The following is a 15,089-nucleotide window of genomic DNA, read 5'->3' on the forward strand; positions in this document are numbered from 1 at the left end:
TCTTATTTACATCATTTAAACCTTCCATTAACTGGATAAAAATAACGCGCCGTCGCTATAGTGGTTTTGTTTAATAAAACTGAGTTGTACCTAATAAAACAAAGAACAAACCCTGCGAGGACACAATGACAGAACATTTACGTAACGGCGCTACCGCCACCGAGGACATAGAAAGAGAGACGATGCGGAAGGTGATCTGGCGTATTCTCCCGTTTCTGATTGTCAGTTACCTGGTCTCCATTATCGATCGCGGGAATATCGGCATGGCTTCGCTGCAAATGAATGAGGACCTTGGCCTCAGCAAAGCGGCCTTTGGCTTCGCCAGCAGCCTTTACTTCGTGGCCTATTTTTTGTTTGAGGTACCCAGCAACCTGGCCATGCAGAAAGTCGGCGCCCGGCTGTGGATCCCGCGCATTATGATCAGCTGGGGCATCGTCTCCATGTGTATGGCCCTGGTGCAGAACACCACGTCGCTCTATATCGTCCGTTTTCTTCTCGGTGCTGCAGAGGCGGGCTTCTTCCCGGGCGTCGTGCTGTATCTGACCTGGTGGATCCCGTCCCGCTACCGCGCACGCATTATTGCGTCCTTTATGGTCGCCATCCCGCTCGCTAACTTCATCGGCTCCCCGCTTTCCGGGTTGATACTGTCACTGGATGGCTGGCTGGGTCTTCGCGGCTGGCATCTGCTGTTCATTATTGAAGGCTTGCCGGCGGTGCTGCTGGGTATTGCAGCCTGGTTTATTCTCCGGGATCGCCCTCATCAGGCGAGCTGGCTCAGTGATGAACAGAAAAAGTGGCTGGAAACCACGCTTGAGACCGAGCGTAGCCAGCAAAAGAACATTGGACACCAGACGACGTGGCAGTTGCTAAAGCATCGTCAGATCTGGCTGATGGCGCTGATTTACGCGGGTGCATCTTCCGCGGGCACCACCATCAGCGTCTGGTCTCCTCAACTGCTGAAATCCTTCCATCTGGATAACCTTGAGACAGGTCTGTTTAACGCCATTCCTTACGGTCTGGCATCGGTTCTGATGATTGTATGGGGACGGAATTCCGATCGTACCAACGAACGCCGCTGGCATACCGCACTCACGCTGTTCATGATTGCCGCAGGTGTGTTCGCCGCCTTTGTAAGCGTCTCGCTGTCTGCCACGATCGTTATCCTGAGCATTATGCTGATAGGCGCTTATTCAATGAAAGGGCCTTTCTGGGCGCTGGCGTCCGGTTGGATGAGCAGTACCTCAGCGGCGGCGGGACTGGCCGCGATTGGCGCCATCGCAAACCTGATAGGTGGGGCGGTGATGGTAAACGCGTACGGCATTATCAATGAGCGGACAGGCAGCTACACGCTGGCAATGCTTCCGCTGGCCGCGCTGTGCGTGGCCGGGGGTATCGCGGTGCTCATTATGGGGCGGCAGGCCCGCCGCGCTCAGCTACACGAAAAACAGGTCACGCATTAACGATGACAGAAGCGGGACATTTGTCCCGCTTCTGCGTTTAAAGATTTTCTTCCGCCGCGTCGCTCGTTTCACCAAAGAACTGCTGACAGAAGGGCTTGCTGGCGCCCATTTTCTGCGACAGACGGCTTGCAGCCGCCTTCATCAACTGCCCTATTTCCTTCTCACGACGATCTTCCGTCAGCCGCGAGATGGGGCCGGTCAGGGCTAACGCCGCAACCAGCTTGTCGTGAACGCCGAAGACAGGCATCGCAAACGCAGCGGTATGGGGGTCGCGCGCGCCTGACGTGTAGAATGGGAGTTCAGCGTCTCCCTCCGGCAGGCTTTCATTGAGCCCCCAATGGCGTAATACCTTACTGATGGCCGAATTATCGAGCGGGAACTGGCTGCCGGGAAGATTGCTGTGTCGCAGGCCATGCGACGCTTCAGCGCGAAACAGGCAAAGCCGCTGCCCTCCCTCCAGCACATACCAGCTGGCACTCTCCTGAGACGCCAGGGATAAGGCCTGAAGCTCTGGCTGAACCACCCGGGAAAGATGGAAAGATTGTTCATACAGCTTGCCGAGGTAAAGCAGACGTGGGCCCAGCGCATAATTGCCGTCTTCATGCCTGACGACGTAATTCATCCGTTCAAGAGAATTCATCAAGCGGTAAACCGTGGTTTTGTGATAACCCGACAGCTGTGCCAGCGCGGTCAGCGTCAGGCTCTCATCTCCAGGACGGAAGCAATCCAGTAAAGCCAGCGCTTTTTCAACCGCTACAACGCCTTCATTCCCCATCATTATCTCCTTTTTAGCCCGGCAGTGAGTGTACCTCAAATTTTGTGAGTCACTTCGTGTTTACATCACAAACGCCACCTCGGGTCTGGCTAAAAGGAAAGCAACACCGCTATAGTTGTTTTGTTCTGTACACCTGCATTGTACTCAGTAAAACAATATGGAGGCATTTATGTCCGTTAATGAAAAAAAACCGATTAATCGCCATTTCGAGCGCGTTTCTGCCGAGGACGTTCGTCGGGCTGCCGAGTATCAGGCAGCTATTCTGGCCGACGTGGCCGGTCGCCGCGGTACGCTTCATGGCCGCATCAAACCGCTGGCCCCACACATGTCCGTTGCGGGTCCGGCCATCACCGTTGAAGTCCGTCCGGGTGATAATCTGGCGATTCATGCCGCGATGGCGGTGGCGCAGCCCGGCGATGTCCTGGTCGTCGATGGCAAAGGCGACCTGAGCTGCGCGCTGCTTGGCGAAATCATGGCCACTCAGGCTCAGGCGAGCGGCATTGCGGGCATTATTATTGATGGCGCTGTACGTGACGCCGACACCCTGAGCAAAGGTCACTACCCCGTCTTTTCTGCCGGTTTGAACCCCTGCGGCCCGACAAAGTTAATTTCTGGCCGGGTTAATCATCCCATTTCAGTCGCCGGGGCGACGGTTCAGGCCGGGGATCTTGTTGTCGCGGATATCGACGGCGTGGTCGTTATCCCGCGAGATGAGGTTCAGGAGGTTATCGCTCTGGCAAAAGAAAAGCTGGAGATGGAGACCCGGCGTCTTGCTGCCATCCGTGAAGGCGATTTACGTCCACACTGGCTTGATGACGCGCTTCGTAAGGCAGGTATGTTGAGCGACGAGGAGACGCTGTGATGGGGGGCAAAGACGTAGTGCTGGTTACCGGAAGCGACCTGGCGGAGCAGGCCATGGTGATGTTACAGGGCTTTGAGGTGGTGTTTGCGGGCCGCCAGCCCACAGAAGATGACCTGATCGCGCTGTGTAAACGACACAATCCTGTGGCGATCCTGGTACGTTACGGCAGGATCACCGAGAAAGTTATGGATGCCGCCCCGGCTTTGCAGGTTATTTCCAAGCACGGAAGCGGGATCGATGTGATAGACCAGACGGCAGCGGCCGAGCGCAACATCGCCGTCCGGTCTGCGCCAGGTGCAAACGCGGCGGCAGTGGCTGAACATACCTGGGCGCTGATCCTCGCCTGCGCAAAGTCAGTGGTGCCTCTGGACAAGCGGCTGCGAGACGGGCACTGGGATAAGGCGACGCATAAATCCATTGAACTGGAGGGCTTAACGTTAGGGCTAATTGGGTTGGGTGCTATCGGCTCGCGCGTGGCGACTATTGGTCACGCTTTCGGCATGAAGGTGCTGGCTTACGATCCCTATGCTAAGACTATGCCTGCCCTGTGCGAACGCGCAGAAACGCTGAACGGACTTCTTTCCCGTTCCGATGTCATCTCTTTGCACTGTCCGCTGAACGATGAGAATCGGGGGATGATCAATAGCGAAACGCTCGCACACTGCAAGCGGAACGCAATTCTGGTCAATACGGCACGCGGTGGGCTGATCCACGATGAGTCGTTACTGGCGGCGCTCAGGGATGGCACGCTGCACAGCGCCGCGCTGGACAGCTTTACCCACGAGCCGCTGACCGCGCCGCACCTCTGGCAGTCCGTAGAAAACGTGGTTATTTCACCACATATTGGCGGCGTTACCGCAGCGTCATATATCAGGATGGGGACCGTGGCCGCGAGCAATATTCTTGCTGTGACAGACGTCACCACCGTCAGCTCGTAAAGCCAACCGTGACGAGTGGCTGTGCTCTTATGTCACTTGTCTTCTGCTGTACACAGACATTAAAGTTGTCTCCTTTAACATGAAAAAGACTTTAAAGTTGTCTACTTCTTCAGATAGACCTACTTAACAGGATACTAAGTAGGTCATCTCCTTTCTCGCGTAGCATCTCTCGACGTTCACAGCAGAGGACACGTTTCAAAATGTCATCCAAAATTTTTTTCCATTATCTGACGTTGGGTGATTTTGATGGTCAGCGAGTAGAGGCTTTAACAATGTGGGTTGCCCTGAGCAAAGTAAGGGAAGTAGATGTACCAGAAATGTACGCGTTGCCTTGCATGAAGGGGGGCATCTTAAAGCTCATTGATTAAACAAACTCACTATGCCGCTACAAACAGCCCAAAACCGTCACTTGATAACGTGTTATTTAGATAAATTAATGCTCAGGGCTTTTAGCCAAACTGTCACTTGATGTAAGAATCCAGAACCTTCAGCACAACGTCCAGGTCTTCTTCTCGTTTCTGTTCTTCACTTTCATGAACAATATGTTCAGTCAAATGTCCTTTAATCACTTCACGCAATAAACCATTCACGGCACCACGTATGGCGGCTATTTGTTGCAGTACAGCGGCACATTCGTGAGGTTCATCAAGCATTTTTTTCAGCGCAGCAACCTGCCCCTGGATCTTGCTTGTACGTGCTTTCAGTTTTTGTTTATCGCGGATGGTATGTGACATGTGGGCTCTCACTCTCCTGGATATTTTATGTAACTATACCAGCGTTATTCTACTGGGGGGTAGTATATTTTACTGGGGGGGAGTAGAATCCGGCCTACACTTAATAACCAAGAATGATTCTCATGAACGAATTTACGACACTTCTTCAGCAAGGCAACGCATGGTTTTTCATCCCCAGCGCCATTCTGCTTGGCGCGCTTCATGGACTGGAGCCCGGGCACTCCAAAACAATGATGGCAGCATTCATCATTGCTATAAAAGGCACCGTACGTCAGGCCGTGATGCTGGGTGTCGCGGCAACATTGTCGCACACTGCAGTCGTATGGCTGATTGCTTTTAGAGGGATGTATATCAGTAATAAATTTACCGCAGAATCAGCCGAACCCTGGCTACAGATGGTCTCTTCAGTGATCATCCTTGGTACGGCTTTTTGGATGTTCTGGCGAACCTGGAGCGGTGAGAAAAACTGGCTGGAGGGAATGCAGGAGAATGAACATCATCACCATGACGAAACAAGGTTGATCGATACTGGCCATGGAAAAGTTGAACTGTCCATTTTTGAAGAAGGACAACTTCCCCACTGGCGGCTACGCACTCTTAGTGGCCAAAGATGGGCTTCTGAAGATATCTCATTAACCACACTTCGGGAAAACAGTACGATCTCTCAGACTTTTGAATTTGTTGATCATGGTGATTATCTGGAGTCAACATCTCCCATCCCTGAGCCTCACAGTTTCAACGTACGTCTGTCTCTGGGACATCGTGGTCATGTCCATGACTATGATGTGGCGTTCGCTGAACACGACCATGACCATGACCACTCTGAGCTTGATGGGCTGGATGTGAATTCGAAAGAGTATCAGGACGCTCACGAACTGGCTCATGCCAATGACATAAAACGCCGCTTCGACGGGAAAGAAGTAACCAACGGGCAAATCCTGATATTTGGACTGACAGGAGGGCTTATCCCTTGCCCGGCAGCTATAACTGTATTGTTGATCTGCCTTCAGCTTAAAGCGCTTACGCTGGGTGCCACACTGGTTGTTTGTTTCAGTATCGGCCTGGCATTGACCCTCGTAACGGTTGGAGTGGGTGCGGCGATCAGCGTTCGTCAGGTCGCCAAACGCTGGAGTGGCTTCAATACCATCGCCAGAAGAGCCCCCTATATTTCAAGCGCCCTGATTGCTGCTGTTGGGATTTACATGGGTATACATGGCTGGAATGGGCTGGTGCATTAACACCGGTACTGATGACACACACTCTGGGTACTTACAAAGTACATCCTAAGCGCCACCGTTGAGGTTATGAGCAGAAAAACCCGGAATATAAAGCTGCTCTTTCCGGGACTTGTTGCTGAGGCAGGGATTAAGTAACTGATTAAATCCATTCCCATAAGACTCAATGATAAATGAAAGAATAAAAAAAACGCTCCCGAATGGGAGCGTAAGCCAGTGACTTCGGCGTCAAATGAGGGTCTAACAAGTGGAGCTGCGGGTTAATTCTGGGTGATCTGGCTGCGATGCTTTTCAGCCTGCTGCTGATGAATAACGGAAGACTGACCATTATTCGCCTTCTCGTGCACAACAGCGGCTTTTTCATGCTCGTTCATTTCTGAAAATGACGTTGCTGATTCGTTGGTGGCCCCTGGTTTGCCTTTCATCATTTTTTTATGCATCTCCGCCATGTCCTGGTGGGCAGAAGCGTTGCCGTTTTGCATCATTTCATGGGACATTGCAGCCTGATCGTGTCCGCTCATATCCATCATTGTCATACTGTCTCCCTGAACAGCGCTTTTTTCAGAGGTTGACTGCATCTGATGGGCGGGTGCCTGGGCATTATTTACCTGGTCATGCATGTTCATTGTCTCTGCAGCCATGGCGGATGAAGCGACAGCCATAATGGCAACAAATGATACAAGGATCTTTTTCATGGTTGGGTCTCCGGTGTTTTCATACCCAAACAATCAACGGCTTATAACAGAGAAAGCATTTGATCTCAGGGCGGGTTATTCATCACTCCAGGAACCAGGCGATTGCGTTATCACTCTGCTCCTGATTTATGTATGATTATAAAAAACCGCCTCTGTTTATCGCGTGACTGAATGATGACAATTTTGTCACCTTCCGGGTTTCTCCTGAAGAACGGGATTAATCCATTAACAGGCGCACTTTGAACACAATTTCCCGCCCCTGCTGTTCTGCTGACAGCTCGCCGCCGTGAGCATGAATGATCGACCTTGTAATTGATAATCCCAGCCCCGCGCCTTCCGTGTTGTAGAACCTTGATGAGTCTGCGCGATAGAACCGGTCAAACAAACGTTCCAGATTAGCGGGAACCTGGCCGGACATCGTATTCGTAATCATCACGTTCACACAGTCACTGTCACGCTCAAGGTGTATCGCTGTACAGGTGTTATCGGGAGAATACTTGATTGCATTGGAAAGCAGGTTACTGAAAGCACGTCGGAGCATATCGCTGTCTCCGGCAACAACGCCCTCTCCTTCAACCGTGATTGTCTTTCCTGTTTCGTCTGCCAGGGGCTCGAACAACTCACGTAATTCATTCAGTTCGGCGGCCAGATCCACATCATGTTTATCCAGCCGCAGCAGACCATGCTCTGAACGTGCCAGAAAAAGCATGTCACTGGTCATTCGTGACAACCTTTTCAGTTCTTCCAGGTTAGCGAATAAAATTTCGCGGTAATGCGAAACATCCCTTTCCTTAGCCAGTGCAAACTGCGTCTGCATCATCAGATTACTGACTGGTGTGCGCAGCTCATGCGCGATGTCAGACGAGAAATCTGACAGTTTCCGGAATGCCCCCTCCAGGCGATCAAACATATTATTGAACTCCTGCATGGTCTCAGAGATTTCCGGCGGAGCCAGATCGGGATTTAGACGCTGATCCAGGCTGTGTACAGTCATGGAGGAAGCCAGACTGGTCATTTCCCGTAACGGTTTCAGACCAATACGTGTGGTCAGCCAGCCCAGAAAAACAGAAATAAAGACCAGACCGATATTGAACCAGAACAGCCAGGTACTGAGTTTGTCCATAAACAGGGTGTGATACCCGGTATCCGTGGCAACCGTAATGATGACATGTTTGCTTTTACCCTGTTCCGGCGTCACGGCAACCCGCCGCGAGATACTGCGGTACACGGTGTTATTTTCTTCCGTCTGGATCATATAGTCGAGAATATCACCCGACTTATTAAGCAGGACCGCTGGAACAACAGAATTTTTGGCATAGAGTTCAACAATTTTTTCATTTTCCATGTTTTTTATAGAAATGAATAAACCATTGTGCCCTACCATCGCATCGTTTATTTTTTCTGATAATGACTTAATATCCGTTTTGTTCCGGAACGTCTCTGTTTTAAGAAACTCTTCGGTGAGCTGAAGTTTACCTGTCAGAAAATCGCGGTCCTGATTATCGAAATAGCCATTAAGGGTGCTAATCAGGATAAAACTTGATAACCACCATACCGTAAGCATCACCGCAGAAAAAATCAGGCTCAGGCGTGTGGTCAGGGAAATTTTGAACCTCACTCTTCTCTGATCTCCAGGACATATCCGGCACCGCGAACGGTATGGATCAGTTTTGGCTCAAAGTCATCATCAATTTTACTTCTCAGACGTCTCACGGCGACATCAATCACATTCGTATCACTGTCAAAATTCATGTTCCAGACCAGGGACGAGATAAGACTCCTGGGTAACACTTCTCCGGTGCGTTGCAGCAGCAACTCAAGCAGAACGTATTCTTTACCGGTGAGATGGATCTTCTTCCCCGAACGGATCACGGTCCGGCGCACCATATCAACGGTCATATCGGCGATGGTGCAGACTGTTGCGGCCTGCGAGCGTGCCCGGCGCAGTAGGGTTCTTACACGTGCAACCAGCTCCGTAAAATCAAAGGGCTTAATCAGGTAGTCATCTGCGCCAAGCTCCAGTCCTTTCACTTTGTCCCGCACGTTGTCCTTTGCGGTTAAAAACAGGACCGGTTCTTCGTGCCCGGACTCCCTCAGTGCGCTGATGATTTGCCACCCGTCGAGGAAAGGCAGCATCACGTCCAGTATTATCAAATCATACTGTCCCTTCGACGCGGCCCCGAGACCATCGCGGCCATTATTAAAGAGATCGGCCTGATAGCCTTCCTCAACCAGTCCCTGCTGCAGGTAACGACCTGTTTTTTGTTCGTCTTCAACGATTAAAATACGCTGCATGGTCAACTCGCTGATATGAAAGTAAAAATCTCACGCATGAGCTTTGGCTGTCCCCTAGCTGACCTGAGACGGAGCAAGCATTCCGAGCCACGCTACGGCGCCCAGAATGATAATCGCAACAACGAATTCTGTCAGGATGCTGTTTCGCATCAGGGCAACGCTGCGATCATAATTCCCTTCCCTGACCATAACTTCAAGCCGGGGACCCAGGTGAAACCGGTTTGCTGCAGCCAGAAGAAGCATCAGAACAAACAGAGCCGTCTTGGCAAGCAATATCCTCCCCCAGGAACTGTTGAATAAGGGAGTTAAGCTACCCTCAGCAATATACAGATAGTTGACCAGCGCACTCAGGATCAGGGCTACAACAATCACCGTTCCTGCCGTGGCAAATTTTGCCAGGGAGTCAGATATCACAATGACGCTCTGTGCATTATGCTCGTTTCTGCGCATCAGCAGGATAGCAAATGCAACCAGAGCACCTGTCCAGGCACCTGCAGCACCGAGATGGGTCAGATCGCTCAGTAAATGGAGATAGTAATGCAGACCGTCATGCATAACGGCGTGTCCTCCCCAGGCAAGTGTAGCCAGCGCCACGCCCCCACTCATCGTCATCAGCAGGCAGGACAATACTCTCTTATTAGTGTAAAGGAACAAAGCACCGAGTGTGGTAAACAGGGCACAGAGCCTGACAATCCAGCTAATACCCACATCAGTTTCTTCTATCACCATCTCGATAACATGGATGGATAATTCTCTGAGGTCAGTTACTCCACTCATGGCATTAGATACCAGGAGCATATTAATGCCAGTAAGAATGATGCCTGTAACAACAGCAAAGGTTATAAACGACCTGAAATTAGTCAGGTTATAGGTTTCATGTCTGACACCGCTTATTCCATATATCTGAAAAAATGGCAATCCAAATATTACCATCAAATCCAGATAAAGAAGAAAACGAATAACAATCATAATCAGGTCGTTCATAATATTACTTCACTGTAAAGGTGTAATTACCGGTAATAGGGTGCGTATCTGAAGAAACCGCGCGCCAGTCAACACGATAAGTGCCAGCGGGTAAAGGCTCTCGCGGAATAATGACCATCGATTTAGGGTCAGCGCCTGGCGCCACTTTTGCCGCGACCGGCATCGGAGAATGTGATGACATGCCTTTCATACCCGTCATCGTTAATTTTGCACCTGAGAATTTCACGGTCAGATTTTCCGAGAAATTAAGCTGAATCTTTTCCGGGGCCGCTACGGCTGAATCAGCCTGTGGCACAGAGCTTTTTAATTCCGGATGGGCCATAGCAGAGAAAGCAACGCCCATAACGAGGCCACCTGTAAGAATGGCTTTATTTAAAATCGACATTTTATTTACCTGTTTAGTTGAGTGTTTTATATCAGTGCGTTAAAACCAGATTCTGGCTCCCGCCAGGAATACTACCTGATGGTCTTTCTCACCTTCTCTTTTCGCCATATCGGATGTTTTCCCGTAAAGTTGATTCCAGGAAACGCCTATATAGGGTGCAAACTCACGGCGTATTTCATAGCGCAGCCGGAGCCCCAGCTCTGTGTCAGTCAGTCCCCTGCCGCGACCCCGCGATTCATCATCCTGACTGTAGAAATTCACCTCATAGGATGGCTGGAGTATGAGCCGGTTAGTCAGTAAAACGTCGTATTCTCCTCCCAGACGAAGGGCTGCTTTTCCGCCATTACTGACAAAACCCGTAATTTCAGACTCAAAATTATAGAGTGCCAGCCCCTGAAAACCGACAGCAGCCCAGGTCCGGGCAGAAGCAGGTCTGAAATCCTGCCTGACACCCGCAACCAAATCCCACCATGGGCCAACCGCATGTCCCCAGAGTAACTGCGCTTCAGCCGCCTCCGTTTCCCCATTGCTTCGTTCACCTTCACTCTTTAGCCAAATCCGATCTGTGTCGCCTCCAATCCAGCTGTTAACACTCCAGCTGAAATTGTTGGTGTTATCCGACCGTTGCCATTCCAGTTGATCCAGCAGAACCAGATAATTAATCGCACTGTCGTGAATCGCATGCCCCTGTAAATTGCCGAATGCAGCCTTCCGGTCGGCATCGGTAACAGGCGGAATTGGCGTTCTGCTCTCAGTTACAATGGGCTCCATTGACGTCATCTCAGTGAAATTCTCATCTGCTGGCATCTGCATGGCAGACATGTCGTGCCCGGCGTGGGGATCTGCAGAGACGGAGCCCGCCGCAATAGAAAGCTGTGAGGTAAACAAACCGGCGACCAGAACAGGTATGGCCTTCAAATTTCTCTTCATTCGCATCATTCCTCCACCCGGACTTCACGAAACATTCCCATTTCCATGTGATAGAGCAAATGGCAGTGATACGCCCAGCGGCCAAGCGCATCTGCTGTCACTCTGTAACTGCGTTTTGTACCAGGGGGAACATCTATTGTGTGTTTACGAACCATGAAATTACCGTTTTCATCTTCCAGATCGCTCCACATACCATGCAGGTGAATGGGGTGAGTCATCATGGTATCGTTGATCAGCGTGATCCTGAGCCGCTCACCGTATTTCAGCAGCACCGGTGCGGCATCTGAAAACTTGATTCCGTTAAATGACCAGGCAAACTTTTCCATGTGGCCGGTTAAATGCAGTTCTATGGTACGGCCAGGTTCACGTCCGTCAGGATCCTCAAAGCGGCTTTTCAAATCCGCGTACGTGAGAACCTTTCTTCCGTTATTTCGAAGACCAATACCCGGATCATTTAATTTCGGAGAGACGCTCATCGCCTGCATATCAACCAGTGGGTTATCCGTTTCTGACGCAGGATGACTTTGCATACCCGGCATTCCGGCCATCCGGGAATGATCCATACCGGCCATGCTGCTGTGATCCATGGGCGCGGAGGATGTCCCGCTATCCGGAAGGTCAGCACCGTCCATAGACATCATCTCTCCGCTGTTATCCATGCCTCCCATCTGGCTGTGGTCCATTCCTGCCATATCATGTCCCATTCCCCCCATACCCATATCTTCCATGGTCAACAGAGGACGGGGATCGAGGGGGGGAACGGCAGCACTTAACCCCTCTCTCGTGGCCAGTGTCCCTCGAGCGTAACCGGTCCTGTCCATGGATTGTGCGAAGATGGTATAGGCCTCACCCTGAGGCTCCACAATGACATCATAGGTTTCGGCAACGGCAATCCTGAATTCGTCAACGGTAACCGGGTTTACATACTGGCCATCTGCAGCCACGACCGTCATTTTCAGCCCGGGGATACGGATATCGAAATAGGTCATTGCCGAGCCGTTGATAAACCGTAAGCGTATCTTTTCACCGGGACGGAACAGTCCGGTCCAGTTTTTCAGCGGGGCCTGCCCGTTCATGAGATAGGTGTAGGTGTAGCCACTGACATCCGCGAGGTCAGTCGGATTCATTTTCATTTCAGCCCACATTTTCCGATCGGCAATGGTGGCTGACAGCCCCCTGGTATTCACGTCGCGGAAAAAAGAGCCAACGGTTGGTTTATTGAAATTGTAGTAATCCGACTGTTTTTTTAATTTTTTCAGCAGGCTGTGAGGATTTTCATCGGTCCAGTCAGACAACATGACCACATGCTCACGATCGTAAGCAAACGGTTCTGGCTCCCTGGCATCGATGATAATGGCACCGTATACCCCCTCCTGTTCCTGCAGACCGGAATGGCTGTGGTACCAGTAAGTCCCGTTCTGCTTAACCTTAAAGGTGTAAACGTAGGTATCATCAGGCTCTATGCCCATAAAACTCAGCCCCGGAACACCATCCATATTGGCCGGAAGAATAATGCCGTGCCAGTGAATGGACGTCTGTTCATTAAGACGGTTTTTGACCTTCAGGGTAATGGTGTCACCTTCTTTCCAGCGAAGAACGGGCCCCGGCAGGCCTCCATTGATTGTTTTGGCCTGACGCTCACTGCCCGTGATATTGACGGCCGTTTCACCAATGGTCAGGTCAAACTGAGTACCCTGCAGGGATGCGGCAACTGGCAGGCTCAGACTGGAACGCGCATTGAAACTCCATACGCCAAGACTTCCGGCTACGCCAGAGAGGGTTAACCCCTTCAGGAAAGTTCGTCGAGACGTTTTCAACAGCATGCGCATTCCCTTATTTAAAGTATGGTTACTGACAGAATTCGAGAACCGATTTAAATTAAATTACTGGTTCATCCACTTACAATGAAATGAATCTAGCACACCTTAAGAAACAAATTCATTACAATCGTGTAATGTACATAGCTGTATTACATTTACGTCATCTTCCCCACAGGTTGATTATTTTTATATATGATCATAAGGACATCTTTTATGTACCTCAGAAGGTAATTACACATGAATATATTAATCACGACCACTGCGTTTACAGCTTTATTTTGTGGGGCAGCTTTTGCTCAGTCCAGTGATATTGCCCATGAAGCACATCGATTTGTTAATAATGCCTCAGCCGTCAGTCATGTGAATTCCTCGACGCATGAAAACTTACCGGACAGGGTTAATAAAAACAACACGCCCTCATTCTCTGAAATGAATGAACATGAAAGGGCCATTGTTGCTCATTCATTTATGAACAACAGCGCGTCCTATGCGCATCAGAAAATGATTGAGGAACATAAAAAAATGCTGTCCGGCAGTGATGCAAATTCAAAGACCTCGTCTTCTTCTTTTAACGAACTGAATGCCGGAGAAAAAGCCGCTCTCGTGCATGAGCAGGTCAATAATGCCGGTGCGGAAGCACATCAGACGCAGGCAAGAAAGCTTCGCGGGCTGTATTCGACCAGGTAACTGCAGGCGGGTTAGTGCTTAGCGTCAGGTGCGCAGCAGGGCTTTACTGACGGGTTACGTAGCAGGACATGAGCCCCATATTGCTCTGCCGTAACCTGTTTCAGTCCCGTTAATCATCACCGTCGGGCTGGTCATACAGTTCCCAGAGCTTCAGGAGCAAACGGGAAACAAGATATGTTACAAAAATGACGACCATCAACGGTGCTCCCGATTAACTGACAGATGACACGCCTCCTGAAAACCCCTAGCATACGCCGCAGTGTTCATGCTAACGGCGAATTCCAGTAAATGTATTCTACCGATGTCGTAAAAGAAAATGCCTACCTTTCAGCCACCCGCTCGGGGCTGGAATCGAACGAGATCGCTACTCTTCAGCGCTCCTTGCCTTCCCGGTTTAATCTGCGGCATTTGAAAAAAAATGAATCATTAAAACTCGTACTGCAAAAGAAAGCGGGAAAATCACGTGTCGTGGCCTATAAATTTACGTCCGGTTCATTTAATTACACGGCGTATCGTATATCAGATAAAAAGTTCTATAACCTTTCCGATACTTCCGGGAAAGGCAGTCTCGATTATCCGTTACCGGCCACAGCAAGACTCAGTTCGCCTTTCAATCCTGCAAGACTTAACCCGGTATCGGGAAAAGTGAGTCCCCATAATGGCATTGATTATTCCATGCCCATGAACACGAAAATAGTCAGCGTCATCGACGGAAAAATCACCCGGGCCGAATACAACAGTACCATGGGATATTTTGTTGAAGTAACGGGAAAAGCCGGTGTTAAAACTCGCTATCTCCACCTCAATAAAATACTCGTTACTAAAGGGGCCAGGGTTACCCGGGGAGACGCTATTGCGTTATCCGGTAACAGCGGACGTTCATCCGGTCCTCATCTGCATTACGAGCTGGTCATCAATAACAATCCTGTTAACTCACTGGCGTTCCGGGCAGCGGCACCCGCTGATAACAAACTTGAACAGCATGCCTTTGCGCATGCCAGAGACTACGAACGATACCTGGACTGATAACGGGGCCGCGACGCGGCCCCGTCTGCCGGATTAATTTTTTTTATCGTTTTCACTTCCTTGATGTTGATGATCTCCATGCCCTCCGTGGCCGTGGAAAAGATGCATTAGCGGGCAGACCAGCAATAACAGATATGGCCAGTAACCTGCCACATGTGACCAGTGTTCGCGCAGGAGGGCAAATGCCGCGATCGCGGCGACAGCAATAAGCGCATAGGTGGTACTTTTCATACTGGACTCCTTCTGTTCGTAACAGCCCCTTC

The 15,089-nt window shown here is 50.4% G+C and carries 16 protein-coding genes; 6 read left to right on the top strand and 10 right to left on the bottom strand.

All coding sequences use genetic code 11. The features are described 5' to 3' along the window. Positions 1-125: 125 nt before the first annotated feature. Positions 126-1,460 (top strand): MFS transporter, encoded by a 1,335-nt coding sequence (locus AC27FC_RS14510; protein ID WP_033146856.1) that lies wholly within the window; start codon positions 126-128, stop codon positions 1,458-1,460. 37 nt (positions 1,461-1,497) lie between these two features. Here AC27FC_RS14510 and AC27FC_RS14515 read toward each other — a convergent pair whose 3' ends face one another. Then, on the bottom strand, positions 1,498-2,235 hold the full coding sequence (locus tag AC27FC_RS14515; RefSeq protein ID WP_033146857.1) for an IclR family transcriptional regulator: 738 nt from the start codon (positions 2,233-2,235) through the stop codon (positions 1,498-1,500). A 169-nt stretch (positions 2,236-2,404) separates the two neighbouring features. Between AC27FC_RS14515 and AC27FC_RS14520 the strand changes: the two genes are divergently transcribed. Next, complete coding sequence (locus tag AC27FC_RS14520; protein ID WP_196355106.1) at positions 2,405-3,097, top strand: RraA family protein; 693 nt, start codon at positions 2,405-2,407, stop codon at positions 3,095-3,097. After that, entirely contained in the window at positions 3,097-4,035 is a 939-nt protein-coding gene (locus tag AC27FC_RS14525; protein WP_196355122.1) for an NAD(P)-dependent oxidoreductase, read from the top strand. The genes AC27FC_RS14520 and AC27FC_RS14525 overlap by 1 nt, the downstream gene beginning before the upstream one ends. A 461-nt stretch (positions 4,036-4,496) precedes the next feature. Here the strand turns inward: AC27FC_RS14525 and rcnR are convergent, their stop codons facing one another. Next, complete coding sequence (rcnR, locus tag AC27FC_RS14530; RefSeq protein WP_000019951.1) at positions 4,497-4,769, bottom strand: Ni(II)/Co(II)-binding transcriptional repressor RcnR; 273 nt, start codon at positions 4,767-4,769, stop codon at positions 4,497-4,499. A gap of 122 nt (positions 4,770-4,891) precedes the next feature. Here rcnR and AC27FC_RS14535 point away from each other — a divergent pair, with 122 nt between their 5' ends. Further along, positions 4,892-6,007, top strand: coding sequence for a nickel/cobalt efflux protein RcnA (locus AC27FC_RS14535; RefSeq protein ID WP_326974114.1), 1,116 nt, complete (start codon positions 4,892-4,894; stop codon positions 6,005-6,007). A 257-nt stretch (positions 6,008-6,264) separates the two neighbouring features. Here AC27FC_RS14535 and AC27FC_RS14540 read toward each other — a convergent pair whose 3' ends face one another. The 7 genes from AC27FC_RS14540 to pcoA all read right to left on the bottom strand — a co-directional run bounded on the left by AC27FC_RS14540 (position 6,265) and on the right by pcoA (position 13,116). Next, the gene (locus AC27FC_RS14540) at positions 6,265-6,699 is read right to left on the bottom strand and encodes a hypothetical protein (RefSeq protein WP_000723070.1); all 435 of its coding nucleotides are present in this window, start codon (positions 6,697-6,699) and stop codon (positions 6,265-6,267) included. Between the two features lie 217 nt (positions 6,700-6,916). Next, on the bottom strand, positions 6,917-8,317 hold the full coding sequence (gene pcoS, locus AC27FC_RS14545) for a copper resistance membrane spanning protein PcoS (protein ID WP_001211180.1): 1,401 nt from the start codon (positions 8,315-8,317) through the stop codon (positions 6,917-6,919). After that, entirely contained in the window at positions 8,314-8,994 is a 681-nt protein-coding gene (pcoR, locus tag AC27FC_RS14550) for a copper response regulator transcription factor PcoR (protein WP_001188930.1), read from the bottom strand. Before pcoR ends, pcoS begins: the two co-directional genes overlap by 4 nt. A 54-nt stretch (positions 8,995-9,048) precedes the next feature. After that, positions 9,049-9,927, bottom strand: coding sequence for a copper resistance inner membrane protein PcoD (pcoD, locus tag AC27FC_RS14555; protein WP_487160233.1), 879 nt, complete (start codon positions 9,925-9,927; stop codon positions 9,049-9,051). A gap of 55 nt (positions 9,928-9,982) precedes the next feature. Further along, positions 9,983-10,363, bottom strand: coding sequence for a copper resistance system metallochaperone PcoC (pcoC, locus tag AC27FC_RS14560; protein WP_000025662.1), 381 nt, complete (start codon positions 10,361-10,363; stop codon positions 9,983-9,985). 39 nt (positions 10,364-10,402) lie between these two features. Continuing rightward, on the bottom strand, positions 10,403-11,293 hold the full coding sequence (gene pcoB / locus AC27FC_RS14565; protein ID WP_001378118.1) for a copper resistance outer membrane transporter PcoB: 891 nt from the start codon (positions 11,291-11,293) through the stop codon (positions 10,403-10,405). 5 nt (positions 11,294-11,298) lie between these two features. Then, on the bottom strand, positions 11,299-13,116 hold the full coding sequence (pcoA, locus tag AC27FC_RS14570) for a multicopper oxidase PcoA (protein ID WP_000925242.1): 1,818 nt from the start codon (positions 13,114-13,116) through the stop codon (positions 11,299-11,301). Between the two features lie 234 nt (positions 13,117-13,350). Here pcoA and AC27FC_RS14575 point away from each other — a divergent pair, with 234 nt between their 5' ends. Both AC27FC_RS14575 and AC27FC_RS14580 read left to right on the top strand, forming a co-directional pair. Next, the gene (locus AC27FC_RS14575) at positions 13,351-13,800 is read left to right on the top strand and encodes a copper resistance protein (protein ID WP_001023257.1); all 450 of its coding nucleotides are present in this window, start codon (positions 13,351-13,353) and stop codon (positions 13,798-13,800) included. 288 nt (positions 13,801-14,088) lie between these two features. Continuing rightward, positions 14,089-14,826, top strand: coding sequence for a peptidoglycan DD-metalloendopeptidase family protein (locus AC27FC_RS14580; RefSeq protein WP_004118669.1), 738 nt, complete (start codon positions 14,089-14,091; stop codon positions 14,824-14,826). 33 nt (positions 14,827-14,859) lie between these two features. Here the strand turns inward: AC27FC_RS14580 and AC27FC_RS14585 are convergent, their stop codons facing one another. Further along, complete coding sequence (locus AC27FC_RS14585) at positions 14,860-15,057, bottom strand: DUF2933 domain-containing protein (RefSeq protein WP_000843497.1); 198 nt, start codon at positions 15,055-15,057, stop codon at positions 14,860-14,862. Positions 15,058-15,089 lie beyond the last annotated feature (32 nt).

The organism is Enterobacter sp. C3_dUdeg (genome assembly GCF_057536195.1).

Bases quoted from the DNA above. Each gene is read 5' to 3' on its own strand.
- pcoC (WP_000025662.1), bottom strand. From the start codon at position 10,363: ATGTCGATTTTAAATAAAGCCATTCTTACAGGTGGCCTCGTTATGGGC.
- AC27FC_RS14520 (WP_196355106.1), top strand. From the start codon at position 2,405: ATGTCCGTTAATGAAAAAAAACCGATTAATCGCCATTTCGAGCGCGTT.
- AC27FC_RS14580 (WP_004118669.1), top strand. From the start codon at position 14,089: ATGTATTCTACCGATGTCGTAAAAGAAAATGCCTACCTTTCAGCCACC.
- AC27FC_RS14515 (WP_033146857.1), bottom strand. From the start codon at position 2,235: ATGGGGAATGAAGGCGTTGTAGCGGTTGAAAAAGCGCTGGCTTTACTG.
- AC27FC_RS14510 (WP_033146856.1), top strand. From the start codon at position 126: ATGACAGAACATTTACGTAACGGCGCTACCGCCACCGAGGACATAGAA.
- pcoA (WP_000925242.1), bottom strand. From the start codon at position 13,116: ATGCTGTTGAAAACGTCTCGACGAACTTTCCTGAAGGGGTTAACCCTC.
- AC27FC_RS14575 (WP_001023257.1), top strand. From the start codon at position 13,351: ATGAATATATTAATCACGACCACTGCGTTTACAGCTTTATTTTGTGGG.
- rcnR (WP_000019951.1), bottom strand. From the start codon at position 4,769: ATGTCACATACCATCCGCGATAAACAAAAACTGAAAGCACGTACAAGC.
- pcoR (WP_001188930.1), bottom strand. From the start codon at position 8,994: ATGCAGCGTATTTTAATCGTTGAAGACGAACAAAAAACAGGTCGTTAC.
- AC27FC_RS14585 (WP_000843497.1), bottom strand. From the start codon at position 15,057: ATGAAAAGTACCACCTATGCGCTTATTGCTGTCGCCGCGATCGCGGCA.
- pcoD (WP_487160233.1), bottom strand. From the start codon at position 9,927: ATGGTAATATTTGGATTGCCATTTTTTCAGATATATGGAATAAGCGGT.
- AC27FC_RS14535 (WP_326974114.1), top strand. From the start codon at position 4,892: ATGAACGAATTTACGACACTTCTTCAGCAAGGCAACGCATGGTTTTTC.
- pcoB (WP_001378118.1), bottom strand. From the start codon at position 11,293: ATGAAGAGAAATTTGAAGGCCATACCTGTTCTGGTCGCCGGTTTGTTT.
- AC27FC_RS14540 (WP_000723070.1), bottom strand. From the start codon at position 6,699: ATGAAAAAGATCCTTGTATCATTTGTTGCCATTATGGCTGTCGCTTCA.
- AC27FC_RS14525 (WP_196355122.1), top strand. From the start codon at position 3,097: ATGGGGGGCAAAGACGTAGTGCTGGTTACCGGAAGCGACCTGGCGGAG.